Genomic DNA, 13,863 nt, shown 5'->3' on the forward strand with positions numbered 1-13,863 from the left:
GACCGTGTTATCGCTATCGGCTACTGGCCGATCACCAGGTCATCGGGGGCCAGCAGGGCCAACAGCTCGGGGATGTTGATGGGCTTGGTGAGGTGCGCGGCGAAGCCCGCCTTCTTGCTGCGCAGGATGTCAGCGTGCGCCCCGCTGCCGGTGGCCGCAATGAACACACAGCTGGGTTCAACCTTGAAGCGCAGGTGGGCGGCCAGTTCATAGCCATCCATGTTGGGCAGGCCGATGTCGAGCACCACCACATGGGGCTCGAACTGCTCGGCCAGTGCCAGGGCATGTTCCGCCGTGACGGCGGAACGCACCTCGTGGCCTTCCAGTTCCAGCAAGTCGACGAGCGCATCGACGGTGTCCGAATGATCATCCACAACCAGCACGCGCCTACCCATCTTCGTCACCTCGACCCACCAAAAACATGGAGCGGATCTTAACCTTTCCCGAAAGGGGCAAGCGTGGGCGCCGCCTCGTAGTGATCGAAGTGCATCGAGTACTGCGCCCGGCCCGATGACAAGGCGCGCAGTTGCCCGATGTAGCCGAACATCTCGCTCAGCGGCACATCCGCTTCGATCACCGAGGCATTGCCGCGCGCGTCTTGCGAACGAACGTGGCCTCGCCGGCGCGACAGATCGCCGATCACATCGCCCAGGTGGTCGGCCGGGGTCAGCACCTCGACCGACATCACGGGCTCCAGGACGATGGGGCCGGCCTTGGCCGCCGCTTCACGGAAGGCGGCCGCCGCCGCCAGCTCGAAGGCCAGCGATGACGAGTCCTTCTCGTGGAAGCTGCCGTCCAGCAACGTGGCTTTGAAGTCCACGCAGGCGTGGCCAGCCACCACGCCCGAGAGCGCGGCACGCCGCACCCCGGCTTCCACCGCCGGGATGAACTCGCGCGGAATGGCACCGCCCGTCACCAGGTTTTCGAACTGGATGCCTTCGCCGCGAGGCAAGGGCGCCAGCCTCAGCTTGACCTCGGCGAACTGGCCGGGGCCGCCGCTTTGCTTCTTGTGCACATGGCTCACTTCAAACTCCTTCGTGATGGTCTCGCGGTAAGCCACTTGCGGGCGCCCTGTGATGACGTTCACGCCGTGGCGGCTGCGCAGGTTCTCCAGCGTGACTTCCAACTGCAACTCACCCATGCCGGACAGGATGACCTGGCCCGACTCGGCGTCTTGCCGCACCCGCAGGCTCGGGTCTTCGCGCGTCAGCGACTGCAGCGCCTTGCTCAGGCTTTGCTGGTCGGCCTGCGAGCGGGGCTCGACCGCGATGTCGATGACAGGCTCGGGCACGGCGATGTTCTCCAGCACCAGGGGGTGGGCTGGATCACACAGCGTGTGGCCGGTGAGCGTGTCCTTCAGGCCCACGATCGCGGCGATGTCGCCCGCGCCAATCTCTTGTCGCTCGATGCGCTTGTCGGCATGCACTTCGTACAACCGGGCCACCCTTTCCTTCTTACCCGTGTTGGCGTTGAACACCGTGTCGCCTGCGCGCAGACGCCCTGCGTACACGCGCACGAACACCATCGCGCCATGTTCGCCTTCCACCAGCTTGAAGGCCAGGGCCGACAGGTGCTCGCCCGCGCTGTCGCCCTGCCGCTCAGAAGGCGAGGGCAGGCAGCCCACGACCGCGTCCAGCAAAGGCTCGATGCCCTTGTTCTTGAAGGCCGAGCCAGCGAGCACGGGCACGAAGGCGCCGCTCAGCGTGCCCCGGCGCAGGCAAGCCTGCAGTACTTCCACAGGGATGTCTTCGCCCCGTACATACGCGGCCAAGGCCTGGTCGTCTTGCTCCACCACGGTTTCGATCAGGCGAGCGCGGGCCGCCAGTGCAGGCACCAGCAGGTCCTGGGGGACCCCGGTGATCTGCACCGGATCACCCGCGTGCTCGCCCAGCCAGAGCAGCGCGCGCATGTTGAGCACGTCGACCACGCCTTTGAACTCGTGCTCGGTGCCGATGGGCAGGTGCAGAACGGCGGTCTTGACGCCCAGGCGTTCTTCGATCATGCCCACGACGCGGTCGAAGTCGGCCCCGATGCGGTCGAGCTTGTTGACGAAGGCCAGCCGAGGCACCTGGTAGCGGTCGGCCAGCCGCCAGTTGGTCTCGGTCTGCGGTTCCACGCCAGCCACGCCGTCGAAAACGACCACGGCACCATCGAGCACACGCAGGGAACGGTTGACCTCGATGTTGAAGTCGATGTGCCCGGGTGTGTCGATGAGGTTGATCTGCGCACCCTTCCAGAACACGGTGGTGGCCGCGCTGTTGATGGTGATGCCGCGTTGGCGCTCTTGTGGGTCGAAGTCCATGGTGGTGGTGCCGTTGTGCACTTCACCCACGCGGTGGTTTTCGCCCGTGTAGAACAGGATGCGTTCGGTGGTGGTGGTCTTGCCTGCGTCGACGTGCGCGATGATGCCGATGTTGCGCAGGGTGCTGTTGAGCTTGTTCATGTGGATCTTTCATTCATTCGGTGCGTGAAGACTGGTGCCAGCCTTCAAGCGGAAACGAAAGATCCGCGCGACAGGCTAGCCCTGGACTTGCCGGGAAACAGCGTCACCAAGGCACGAGCGCAAGCAGCCGCATGCCTTGGCGGTGTGAATCGTGGCGATCAGCTTGTCGTAGGTGCGCATGAAAAAACCCCGGAGGCGTTGGCCGACCGGGGTTGAAGCCGGAAGGCAGGCGCCTTCCGAATGAATGAGGATTCGAAAGGCTAAGCGGGTGCCGCGATGATCGTGAGATCACGCAGGCAGTTGAAGTTGAGGGCTTTGCAAGTCATGGCGCGATTGTGATCTTTTTCAAATGCCCTTGCTTGGCGCAGTGCCGTGGAAGATGTCGCGGTAGCCCACATAGCCAGTGATGACGATGACGGGCAACAGCACCAGCCAACCCAACCCCAGGGGGATGGTGGCCACCACGGCCCAGAGCAGGTAGCTCAGGAACCACACGAAGGAGGCCGGCACGTTCTTGAAGCTGGCCTTGAGGCTCATCATCAAGGCTTGCGGCACGGGCACGTTCTGCTCGTGGATCAGGTAAGGCGAGAAGATGATGGTGCTCATGGCCAAGGCCATGGCCGCGAAATAACCCAGCACCATCAGGCCGCCTGCAGAGAACACCTGGTGCATGGCCATTTGCCGCTCGGTCATGCTGCCCAGGAACATCGCCATCACGCTGGCGGAACTGAACAGGAAGACCACGCCCATGCTCAACATCATGATGAGCAGGTACAGCAAGCCGGCCAGCAGCAGGGCCCCAGGGCGGCGCTTGAAGCCATCGAACACCTGGCTGACCTCGAAGCGACCGTCGCGCATGAGGCTGTGGGCGCAGGAACCCAGGCCCGCCATGGCGATCGGGAATACCACCGAGGTCAGCAGGTTCAGCAAGGGAACCATGGACACGACCACCAGCAGCACGAAGGTCAGCAGCAAAGCGCCCCACCAGGCCAAGGGCTGGGCCTTGAAAAGGCGCCAGGCCACGCCATACCAGTTCCAGCCAGCGGCGGCCGGGCAAGTGCGGCCTTCGGGGTTGAACGGCTCGCCGTCCAGCGGCGTGCCCACCGGGATGTCGCGCACTTCGGTGCGGGGCGGCGCATAGTGGTTGTGTTCGGTCATTTTGGGTCCCTGTGTTGCGATGACCCGAGATCATCCACCGACTTCGTGTCCAATGCGGGCATGGAACACCCGAACAACACCGAGCAGCGCCTGACCGACCTGGAAATCAAGGCCAGTTTCACAGAAGACTTGCTGGACAGCCTGAACCAGATCGTGGTTCGGCAGCAGCAGCAAATCGACCTGTTGATGGCGGAGGTCAGCCACCTGCGGCGCCAGGAGCCCGACAGCGGGGCAGGGGGCTTTCGCAGCCTGCGCGACGAACTGCCTCCGCACTACTGAAGAACGTCAAGGCTTTTTCGGCTCGTCCTTGTGCACCAAGGCGTACAAGTCGCGTGACATGTCGAGGTGGTGCTGCAAGGTGGGCAAGGTCTGGGTGGCGAAGGCCTTCACCTGCGGGTCCTTGGCCTCGTCGGCCGCCTTCTGGAACAGCTTGACGGTGTCCTGGTGCGCCTTCAACCCGATCGAATCGGCGTAGTGCTTGTCAAAGCTGGCGCCCTCACGCGCTGACAGCAGCTTCAACTTGGCCTTTTGCATGATCGAAGGGCCATCGGGCAACTGGACGCCCTTGGCGGCGGCCAGGACGCTGAGTTCCTCGCCAGCTTTGGTGTGCTCGTCCACCATCTTCTGGGCGAAGGCCTTGACTTCGGGGCTGACCGCCTTGCTGAGCGCCAGCTTGCTGCCTTCGACTTCAGCGTGGCCATCCTGGGCGGCTTGCTTGAGGAAGGCACTGTCGGCTCGGGCCAGTTTTGCGCTGGGCTGGCTGGTCAGCACGGCGGACGCCGACGAGGCGGATGAGGTCTGCTGGGCGCGGGCAGCACCCGTGGACACGACGGCGGTCAACAGAAAGGCGGTGGTCAGGCAAGCGATGGTTCTGAGCATGATTTTCTCCTCCTGGAGCAACGTCAAAAATGACCATTCGTCGGCAATTGGCGTTCCTGGGGTCGCGCCAGTTGGCCGCCATGGCCTGAGCGGCCAGTGTCAGCGCCTCTTGCCGCCCTCGGCGATGCGCTTGACCCGGCGTTCGGCCGCACCGGTCACCAGGAAGCGTTCCAGGGCGTTGGCATCGGCCAGCACTTGCGCACCCTCGGTCCGACAGCGGGCCTGCAATTGCAGCAACTCCGAGGCGGGCATGGACTTCTGGGCCTGTTTGGCCGCGTCCAGCAACTGATCGGCTTCGGGCTTGCGCAGGCCATCCTGGTAGGCCGTGCCAATGATGGCGAAGCCACTTTGCGTGAGCTTCAGCAACTCTGGCTCCACGCTGTGATCGCCTCCTTTGAGCCGGGCTGCCAGGGGCTCGGCCTGCGTCGTCAGCGCCGCGACGCAGGCTGCGCGGTGCTCGTGGGATGGGTTGGGATCGGCGGGCCAGGCGGCCGTGGCCACCCCAGCCCACAGGCAGGCGAGCAACTGGCTTGCTCGGCAATGGCGCATGGCGTCTCCGGTGCGGCTTGATGCGCCGCTTGTGCGGTGGATTCTGCCATCGTCCCTCATGGCGCTCAAAACGCCAGCACGGCCACCGCGCAGGCCGTCATCACCGCCGTGGTCAGCCAGCCCCAGAACTTCAGGCTGCGGGAGATGGGCAGGCCGCCCATGACGCTTCGGCGTGCCGCCACCAGCATCACGGCCACCAGGATGGGCGCGGCGATCACGCCATTGATCACGGCGGTCCAGTACAGCGCTTTCATGGCGTTGAGGTGCAGCAGGTTCATGCCAATGCCCAGCCAGGTCGAGACCGCGATGACCGCGTAGAAGCCTTTGGCCTGCAAGGGCCGGTTGCCCAGCCCGACGTTCCACTTCATGATCTCGCCCACCGCGTAGGCGGAGCTGCCGGCCAACACTGGCACCGCCAACAGGCCGGTGCCGACCATGCCCGCGGCGAACAAAACCTCGGCGAAGCGGCCAGCGATGGGCTCCAAGGCCTTTGCCGCCTGGGCCGCGCTGTCGATGTCGGTCACGCCGTGCGCGTGCAAGATGGCTGCCGCCGTGACCATGATGAAGAAGGCGATGACGTTGGACACCGCCATGCCAAACCAGGTGGCCGAACGCACGGCGCCCATTTGCGCGGCGGCCTGTTCGGGCGCGTCTTTCAGGGGCCGCTCACCAGGCGTGCTGCTTTGCTCCTCGACCTCTTCCGAGGCCTGCCAGAAGAACAGGTAGGGGCTGATGGTGGTGCCCAGCACGGCCACGATGGCGGTGACGTACTCGTGGCTCCATTGGATGTGTGGCACCACCAGGCTGTGCAGCACCTGGGGCCAGTTCACCTGCGCCACCATCGCCGTGCCCACGTAGGCGAACACCGCGATGGTCAGCCATTTCAAGATGGACACGTAACGCGCATAAGGCACGAAGATCTGCAGCAACAGCGACACCAGGCCCAGGCCCGCGGTGTAAAGCATGACGGGGCCGCCGAACAACAATTGCGTGGCCTCGCCCATGGCACCCAGGTCGGCGCCGATGTTGATGGCATTGGCCACCGCGAGCAGGCCCACGATGGGCAGGTAGAACCAGGCGGGGTAGTGCTGGCGTATGTTGGCGCCCAGTCCTTGGCCCGTGACCCGGCCGATCTGTGCGCTGATCAGTTGCGCCGCCACCATCAAGGGGTAGGACACCCACATCAGCCACAAGGCGCTGAAGCCAAACTGCGCCCCCACTTGCGAGTAGGTGCCGATGCCACTGGGGTCGTCGTCCGAGGCCCCCGTGATCAGGCCCGGGCCGATGAAGGCCGAAAACCAGTGGCCGCGCGGCTTTGGCGGCACGCTTTGAACCACGGCGGAGGGCAAGGATTCTTCCATGACGGCTCAATGTAGCTTACGAGCGGCCAGCAACTCTTCCAGCGTGTTCAGGTCCACCGGTTTGACCATGTGGTGGTTGAAGCCGGCGTCGCGCGATTTGCGGCGGTCTTCTTCCTGGCCCCAGCCAGTCAGGGCGATCAGGGTCATCATCTGGCCCCACGGTTGGGCCCGAATGCGGCGGGCCACCTCATGGCCCGTCAGCAAAGGCAGACCGATGTCCAGCAACACGACATCAGGCTGGAGGGCTTGCGCGGCCTTCACGGCCTCGATGCCGTCGTGCGCGGTGTGAGTCTGGCAGCCCATCAAGCCCAGCATGGTGGCCAGGCTTTCGGCGCTGTCAAGGTTGTCATCGACGACCAGCACGTGGGGTCCGGTTCTGGGTGGGGGTGCAGGGCTCACTTCCGTGGCCAGCCGCGCATCGGGCAGCGGCGAGGAGGCCAGGGCGGGCAGGCGCACTTCAAAGCTCGAACCACCGCCCAGCCCCGGGCTGCTTGCCAGCACCGAGCCGCCATGCATCTCGACCAGCTTCTTGACCAGCGCCAGGCCAATGCCCAGGCCGCCTTGCGAGCGCTCCAGCGCCCGGTCCACCTGGGTGAACATGTCGAACACGCGCGGCAGCATCTCACCGGGGATACCGGTGCCCGTGTCCTGGATGGTGATCACCGCCTGGCGGTCTTGCTCGATGGCGGTCAGGGTGATGCGGCCCCCTTCGGGGGTGTACTTGGCCGCGTTGTTGAGCAGGTTGGCCACGATCTGGATCAACCGCGTCACGTCGGCATAGACAAAGACGGTTTGCGATGGCGGCAGCCGCACGTCCAGCGCATGGCGGCGAGCCTCGATCAGGGGCCGGCTGGTGTCGATGGCATTTTGAACCGCCATGGCAATGTCCAGCCGTTCACGGCGCAACTCCAGCTTGCCTTGCGTGATGCGGCTGACGTCCATCAGGTCGTCCACCAGATGCACCATCTGCCAGAGCTGGCGCTCGATCATGTTGCGCGCCTTCTCCTGCGCCTGCGCCTCCTTGGACAGGCGCATGATCTCCAGCGCGTTGCGGATCGGGGCCAGGGGGTTGCGCAGTTCGTGGGCCAGGGTGGCCAGGAACTCGTCCTTGCGCTGATCGGCGTCGAGCAGGGCGCGCTCGGCCAGCTTGCGGTCTGTGGCGTCGGCGACGATGCCGAGCATGCGGGTGGCCAAGCCGCCTTCCTTGTAGGTGCTGCCGTGCGCTTCGATCCAGTGCAGGCTGCCATCGGGCCAGATCACGCGGCATTCGAAGTGCCATTCGCCGTTGGTGGCCACGGCTTCCTTGAACAGGCGCTCCACGAGCTCCCGGTCATCCGGGTGCACGTGGGACATGAAGACGTCGTAGCTCCAGTCTGCGCGCGGCTGCGGATAGCCAAAGCACTGGTCGTGGCGGGCCGAGTGGCGGGCCTCGCCGGTTTTGAGGTCCAGGTCCCAGTCGCCAATCTTGGCCGCCTCGATGGTCAACTGCAGGCGGGCCTGGCTTTCGCGCAAGGCCGAGTCCATGCGTTCCCGTTCGGTCCGGTCGGTGGCGATGGACAGCACCGATTCAACGCTGCCATCCTCGGCGAACTCGGGGATCAACCGTGATTCGAGGAAGCGAACATCGTTGGCAGGGGTGGTGAACTTGAAGCTGAAACTGCTGCCCTGCCCGGTGGTGAAGACCGCTTCCAACGCGGCGTTCAAGCTGGCGCTCAGCTCGAGCGGCAGGCCCAGTTCAAGGTGGGTTTTGCCCAGGTAATGCGAGGCCGGCACGCCCGCATACCGCTCGATCACCGGGCTGACATACAGGTGACGGAACTGGCGGTCCAGGCGGGCGAAGATGTCGGGCGAGTTTTCCACCAGGGTAGAGAACTGCCGCTCGCGCTGGGCGAGCTTGAGTTGGGCGCTGCGGATTTCGGCTTCGGCACGGTGCCGGTCGCTCACGTCGCGGATGACTTCCAGGCGGCCCGTGATCTGCCCTTCGTTGTCGCGCAGCACGCTCACCGCCGATTCCACGTGCACCTCCTGGCCGTTGTGCTTGAGCTGGATGGTGCGTGCCCGGTAGGCACCTGCCTGCTGCAGGCTGTCCATCGCCTGCACCTGGTCGGCCTGGCTCAGCCAGATCTCCTGGTACAGCAGGCCGCGCTCGTTGCCCAGCGCTTGCGATGCTGTCAGGCCGTACTGGCGCTCGGCGGCGGGGTTCAGGTAGATGATGCGCTCGTCGCGGTCCAGGCCCACCACCGCGTCTTCCATCTGGGCCAGCACGTCGCTGCGCAGTTTGTTGGAAGAGGCGTGCGCGCGGTCCAGGGTGTAGATGTCCTCACCCACCACCAGTGCATCGACGCTGCCGCTGCGGATGGCGTCCAGCGTTTCCTCGGCCTCTTCCAGGCGCAGCCGGAGTTCGGCGTTTTCAGCGAGCAGTTTTTGTGTCGAGTCGGTCACAACAAGTCCTCTTCACTGCTCACCGCCGGTGTTTGCGGTGGACAGGCCCAATCCTCTCAAGATGCGTTCTTTCTGAGACATGTCACCGATGAAGCGCCTGACCGGCAAAGGAGACCGCTTGACCAAGGTCGGCGTGGCGATGATCTGGTCTTGGGCCACCTTGTCAGGGTGCAAAAGGATGTCGATGATTTCCAATTGGTACCGTCCTGGCAGGTGGGCTTCGCAGATATCGCGGATGCTCACCAAGGCTTTTGCTGAATGGGGGGTGGTTCCCGAGATGTACAGGCTGAGCACATAGGGGGGCAGGGGGGCAGGTGGCTCATCGTGTTGCATCGTCAGCCTTGGCGCAGGGGCTGCACGTCCAGGCCCACCAGCACACGTTCTTCATTGGACAGATCGCCAATGATCTTGCGGATGGGTTCCGGGAACTTGCGCACCAGCGTGGGCACCGCCAGGATCTGGTCGCCTGCAGCCAGCTTGGGGTTGACCAGCAAGTCAATCACCTCGATCTGGTAGCGGCCAGCCAGGTGGGTCTCGCACAGGCGCTTGAGGTTTTCAAGCGCGGTGGCGGACTTGGCGGTCTGGCCGGCCACGTACAGACGCAGCTGCCATTCGGCTTTTGGGTTGGTGGCGGCGTTCATGTCGAGACCTTTGGTTTCCTGGCGGTGGCCTTCCTGGCCGGGGGCGTGCCCTCGCGTCGCTGGGCAATGGCCCGCGAACGCTGCAGGTTGCTTTCGGCCTCGAGGTTTTCGCGTTCGATGGCGGAATGGACTTCGCCGGCGCGCTCTTGCGCCTCGGCCTGCAGCGCCGCGATTTGGGCATCAATGGCCTTGCGCCGGCTGGCCAGCTCACCGAGCCGCCTTTGGTGGTCGCGTTTGCGCAGCTCAGAGCTGGCTTGCTCTTGCTGCTCGTGAACCAGGCGGGCTGAACCGGTCAGCACGCGGTCGGCTTGCAAGTAGACGTCCACCAGGTCAACACCTTGCTCGCTGAGGATGAATTCGCGCACCTGGTTGGAGTGCGCCATGCCCCGGGACTTGAGAACCTGGATGGTGCGCGTGCGCTCGCCATTGAACTCCAGGTTGGACAGCATCAACCAAGTGTCCATCAGGGATGAAACGCCGATCTGAGTTTCGGCCCGTGCCGAGGAACCGTCGCCCGTCAGTGTGGTGAAGACGGCGGTGACGCCCTGCTGTTTCAGGAGGTCGATCAGGCGCATGAGCGTGGGTTTGAGCGACACGTCCTCGGTGTTCATGGTGAGGTTGCTGATGGGGTCGACCACGACCACATCGGGCTTGGCGCGCCGCACGACAGCGTGCATCAGCGCCAGGTGCTGTTCCAGGCCTTGCAGCGTGGGCCGGGAGGCGTGGACTTCCAGCAGGCCTTTTTTAACCCAGGGGGCCAGGTCAATGCCGATGGACCGCATGTTGCGCATCAACTGGCTGGGCGATTCTTCGTAAGCGAAGAGCAAGGCACGCTCGCCCCGGGCGCAGGCCGCATTCACAAAGCTGGCGCCAATGCTGCTCTTGCCCGTGCCGGGCGAGCCGGACACCAGCACGCTGCTGCCGCGGTAAACACCCTGGCCACCGAGCATGACATCGAGCTTGCGGATGCCCGTGGGCACACGCTCCGCGCTGGCGCGGTGGTCCAGTCGCATGGAGGTGATGGGCAACACCGTCAAGCCGGTCTCCCCGATCAGGAAGGGGTATTCGTTGGTGCCGTGTGCCGAACCGCGGTACTTCACCACGCGCAGGCGCCGGGTCGAGACCTGGTCGATGATGCGGTGGTCGAGCAAGATCACGCAGTCGGCCACATATTCTTCCAGGCCATACCGGGTCAGCGAGTTTTCGCCCCGTTCGCCGGTGATGATGGCGGTCATGCCCCGGTCTTTCAACCAGCGGAACAGACGGCGCAGTTCGGCACGCAGGATGGCGTGGTTGGGCAAGCCTGCGAACAGTGCCTCGATGGTGTCGAGCACGACGCGCTTGGCGCCCACGGTCTCGACGGCGTGGGCCAGGCGGATGAACAGGCCTTCCAGGTCGTATTCGCCGGTCTCTTCGATTTCGCTGCGTTCGATGTGCACGAAATCGAGCGCGATTTTCTTCTGGCGCCGCAGCTTGTCCAGGTCAAAACCCAGGGACCGCATGTTGGTGGTGAGTTCATCGGCGTTCTCTTCGAACATCATGAACACGCCGGGTTCGTTGTATTGCGTCGCACCGCGCACCAGGAACTCGGCCGCCAGCATCGTCTTGCCGCATCCGGCCCCGCCGCAGACCAGGGTGGGCCGCCCGCGGGGCAGGCCGCCATGGGTGATTTCATCCAGGCCTTGAATGCCCGAAGGTGCCTTGAGGAGGCCAGCTTCTTGTGTTTCTTTCTTGGTCACGTGCTGCTCTTTCAAGCCATGGTCGGCATCACGGCCGCAGGCAGGTTGCCCATGCCATTGCGCATCTCCCGTGTCAACTGATGGCACGAGGTCAGGGCCAGGTAGGCGCGCTCGTCGGTGTCGAGGGCGCGTTCGATGGCGGGCAGCAAAAACAGCCGTTCGCGCTCGTTTTGCAGGTGCAGGGTGGCGCACAGCACCGCCAGGGCGACATCCAGGCCCGCTGCGTCCATCCGGTGCGCCATGAGGTCGGACAGCAAGGCCCGGATCTGCTCGTAGTGGGCGGCAAAAGTGTCTGGCAATGTCCCGCCCGTGAAGGTGCGCAGCATGGGCAGCACGGTTTTTTCAACGATGGCCATGTGTCCATTCACGGACAAGTAAAGGTCGTTGGTCAACTGTTGCTTCTTGCGGAAATCCGGCGTAGTTTGTACCTTGGCCACCAGGTCTTTCAAGACGGCGATGTCCTCGGTCAGGACGGGTATCAGGTCGTGGTGCATGCTGGCCTCCCAGGGCATGGAGTGTTCAGATGGCCCTGATCAGCAATTGACGTGCCTGCACCGTTTTTGCCCGGAAATCTTTGTTTGCCGACGCAAGGAATGCGGATTGCCGCTCATGGAGACCGCGTCCGACTGGGCGCCACCATTGGCAACAAGGAGCAACACCATGCCCACCGATACTTCCGAAGCCCTGAAGGACGACGACGCTGTTCAGGCGGGCGATCGCCTGCAACCCGAGACCATGCCTGCGCAGCACCTGGAAGACCAGCCTGGCCTGGAAGCCCAATTGCAGTTGAAGCCGCAATTCCTGGCCCCAGGCTATGAGGGCAGCAACAAATTGGCCGGCAAGACGGCCCTGATCACCGGGGGCGACTCGGGCATCGGGCGCGCGGTGGCGGTGCTGTTCGCGCGCGAAGGTGCCAGCGTGGCCATCATCTACCTGAACGAGCACGAGGATGCCAAGGAAACCGCACGCCTGATCGAGCGCGAAGGGCAGCCCAGCCTGCTGATCGCTGGCGACGTGAAAGACCCCGACTTTTGCGTGCGGGCCGTGGAAGACACGGTGGACACCTTCGGCAAGCTGGACGTGCTGGTCAACAACGCCGCTTTTCAGCAGCACACGCATTCGATCGAGCTGCTGAGCGAGGAGCGCTTTGACGAGACCTTGCGCACCAATGTGTACGGCTACTTCCACATGGCCAAGGCCGCCGTGCCCTACCTGCAAGAAGGGTCCTCGATCATCAACACCGGCTCGGTGACAGGACTCAATGGCAGCGCCGATCTGCTGGACTATTCCACCACCAAGGGGGCCATCCACGCCTTCACCAAATCACTGGCGCAGAACCTGCTGGAGAAGGGCATCCGCGTGAACGCGGTGGCGCCCGGCCCGGTGTGGACGCCGCTGAACCCCGCCGATTTGCCGGCGGACCAGGTCGAGGACTTTGGCAAGAAAACGCAGATGAAGCGGGCGGCGCAGCCCGAGGAAATCTCGCCCGCTTATGTGTTCCTGGCTTCGCCCGTGTGCTCGGGCTACATCACCGGCATCGTCTTGCCCATCACGGGCAGCGTGGGCGCGATCTAACAACCAGGACTGGGAAATGAACCGGCCCCGCCCTGTGAAGGGCGGGGCCGGTTTTCCTGCCAGTAGCCGCCGGCGTCAGGCCAGGGCGTCGGCTTCTTCCTCGTGCAGTTTCAGCGTGATGACCAGCAGGCCGTGCTCATCGATGCGAGCCTCGACGCTGCGCGAATCGACCTTGTTGAGCAAATCGATCGACTCGTGGAAGTGGCTGGAGGACTGGCCGTCTTCCGAGAAGTTGCATTCACCTGAGATCAGCAACTGGCCATCGCGGATCTCGACCTGAATGTCGTTCTCGGTGGCACCGGGCAGCATGGCCGTGACCTGCACAGACTGTCCCTCGCGAGAGACGTCGATGTCCGGGCTCCAATCACCATGTGGCTGGGGGACCAGCATGCGCCGCCTTTCCAGCCCGCCCCACATGAAACTGCCAAAGCCGGCATCGAACTGCTCGGTCAGTCGGCGCATCTCCTTCAGGGGCGTCACGAATGCCCGCAGCATGGAGTTGATCCAGACGCTGGCCGCGCGGTCCAGGTTTTTCTCCAGTGCCTGGGCGAATTCGCGGTTGATGGCCAAGGGGGATTCCGCGTCGGGCTTGCTCATGGCGTAGGCCGGGCCCAGCAAGTCGGCGCCGACATTGGCCTTGGCGCCCTGGCGTTGGTCACCGCTGCTGTCCAAACCGGCTTCGGGCTGGCCTTGCAGCAAGTTGACAAAGCGCTTCAGGTCGGCCTCGATTTCCTGCGTCACCTCTTGCACGGTGGTCTCGGTGCCCACGCCGTTGGGGTAGTGCACGCTGACGGTGACCGTGGTGTGGCCATCGTCAATCGGTGTAAAACGCGCCGTGGCGTTGCTTCGCACGCCTTTCACCGTTTGCCAGGAGATGAACTTGTTTTCTTCCTGATCGGTGATCTCGGTGTCATGGCTGTTGCCCATGAAATCAGGAAAGTTGGAGAACTGCGACCACACGTTGTAGACATCTTCTACGGGGGCGGCCACTTCGATGGATTGTTCCAGGTTGATGGTCATGTTGGTTTCCTCAGGTTGACGGGGGACTGCTGCCTTTGATGGGGGCAACTGCCATT

Annotated in this window: 14 protein-coding genes; 2 read left to right on the plus strand and 12 right to left on the minus strand. The window is 64.0% G+C overall.

The window, feature by feature from the left end; all coding sequences use genetic code 11:
- Nucleotides 1–20: 20 nt before the first annotated feature.
- From LQ232_RS02340 to LQ232_RS02350, 3 genes are all read right to left on the minus strand, one after another.
- Nucleotides 21–374: a response regulator gene (locus tag LQ232_RS02340; protein WP_230178532.1), complete on the minus strand. Its 354-nt coding sequence runs from the start codon at nucleotides 372–374 to the stop codon at nucleotides 21–23.
- Nucleotides 375–433: 59 nt separating this feature from the next.
- Entirely contained in the window at nucleotides 434–2,443 is a 2,010-nt protein-coding gene (fusA, locus tag LQ232_RS02345) for an elongation factor G (RefSeq protein WP_230178542.1), read from the minus strand.
- A 345-nt stretch (nucleotides 2,444–2,788) separates the two neighbouring features.
- Nucleotides 2,789–3,601: a BPSS1780 family membrane protein gene (locus LQ232_RS02350; protein WP_230178545.1), complete on the minus strand. Its 813-nt coding sequence runs from the start codon at nucleotides 3,599–3,601 to the stop codon at nucleotides 2,789–2,791.
- A 60-nt stretch (nucleotides 3,602–3,661) separates the two neighbouring features.
- Here LQ232_RS02350 and LQ232_RS02355 point away from each other — a divergent pair, with 60 nt between their 5' ends.
- Nucleotides 3,662–3,880, plus strand: coding sequence for a SlyX family protein (locus LQ232_RS02355; protein ID WP_230178547.1), 219 nt, complete (start codon nucleotides 3,662–3,664; stop codon nucleotides 3,878–3,880).
- A gap of 6 nt (nucleotides 3,881–3,886) precedes the next feature.
- Here the strand turns inward: LQ232_RS02355 and LQ232_RS02360 are convergent, their stop codons facing one another.
- The 8 genes from LQ232_RS02360 to LQ232_RS02395 all read right to left on the minus strand — a co-directional run bounded on the left by LQ232_RS02360 (nucleotide 3,887) and on the right by LQ232_RS02395 (nucleotide 11,706).
- Nucleotides 3,887–4,480: a DUF4142 domain-containing protein gene (locus LQ232_RS02360; protein ID WP_230178549.1), complete on the minus strand. Its 594-nt coding sequence runs from the start codon at nucleotides 4,478–4,480 to the stop codon at nucleotides 3,887–3,889.
- Nucleotides 4,481–4,579: 99 nt separating this feature from the next.
- A complete protein-coding gene (locus tag LQ232_RS02365) occupies nucleotides 4,580–5,029 on the minus strand; it encodes a hypothetical protein (RefSeq protein ID WP_230178551.1) in 450 nt (149 codons plus the stop codon).
- Nucleotides 5,030–5,094: 65 nt separating this feature from the next.
- Nucleotides 5,095–6,390 carry an NRAMP family divalent metal transporter gene (locus tag LQ232_RS02370; protein WP_230178553.1) on the minus strand — a complete coding sequence of 432 codons (1,296 nt, stop codon included), beginning with the start codon at nucleotides 6,388–6,390 and terminating at the stop codon, nucleotides 5,095–5,097.
- A gap of 6 nt (nucleotides 6,391–6,396) precedes the next feature.
- On the minus strand, nucleotides 6,397–8,832 hold the full coding sequence (locus LQ232_RS02375) for a PAS domain S-box protein (protein ID WP_230178555.1): 2,436 nt from the start codon (nucleotides 8,830–8,832) through the stop codon (nucleotides 6,397–6,399).
- Nucleotides 8,833–8,844: 12 nt separating this feature from the next.
- Entirely contained in the window at nucleotides 8,845–9,165 is a 321-nt protein-coding gene (locus tag LQ232_RS02380; protein WP_230178557.1) for a circadian clock KaiB family protein, read from the minus strand.
- Nucleotides 9,166–9,167: 2 nt separating this feature from the next.
- On the minus strand, nucleotides 9,168–9,473 hold the full coding sequence (locus LQ232_RS02385; protein WP_230178559.1) for a circadian clock KaiB family protein: 306 nt from the start codon (nucleotides 9,471–9,473) through the stop codon (nucleotides 9,168–9,170).
- Complete coding sequence (gene kaiC, locus LQ232_RS02390) at nucleotides 9,470–11,212, minus strand: circadian clock protein KaiC (RefSeq protein WP_230178561.1); 1,743 nt, start codon at nucleotides 11,210–11,212, stop codon at nucleotides 9,470–9,472. The genes LQ232_RS02385 and kaiC overlap by 4 nt, the downstream gene beginning before the upstream one ends.
- An 11-nt stretch (nucleotides 11,213–11,223) precedes the next feature.
- Nucleotides 11,224–11,706 carry a hypothetical protein gene (locus LQ232_RS02395; RefSeq protein ID WP_230178563.1) on the minus strand — a complete coding sequence of 161 codons (483 nt, stop codon included), beginning with the start codon at nucleotides 11,704–11,706 and terminating at the stop codon, nucleotides 11,224–11,226.
- Nucleotides 11,707–11,872: 166 nt separating this feature from the next.
- Between LQ232_RS02395 and LQ232_RS02400 the strand changes: the two genes are divergently transcribed.
- Nucleotides 11,873–12,787 carry an SDR family oxidoreductase gene (locus tag LQ232_RS02400; protein WP_371820062.1) on the plus strand — a complete coding sequence of 305 codons (915 nt, stop codon included), beginning with the start codon at nucleotides 11,873–11,875 and terminating at the stop codon, nucleotides 12,785–12,787.
- 75 nt (nucleotides 12,788–12,862) lie between these two features.
- Here LQ232_RS02400 and LQ232_RS02405 read toward each other — a convergent pair whose 3' ends face one another.
- Nucleotides 12,863–13,807: an Hsp20 family protein gene (locus tag LQ232_RS02405; protein WP_230178565.1), complete on the minus strand. Its 945-nt coding sequence runs from the start codon at nucleotides 13,805–13,807 to the stop codon at nucleotides 12,863–12,865.
- Nucleotides 13,808–13,863: the final 56 nt, after the last annotated feature.

This window comes from Aquabacterium sp. CECT 9606, from assembly GCF_918741295.1.
Taxonomy (GTDB): Bacteria; Pseudomonadota; Gammaproteobacteria; order Burkholderiales; family Burkholderiaceae_C; genus Aquabacterium.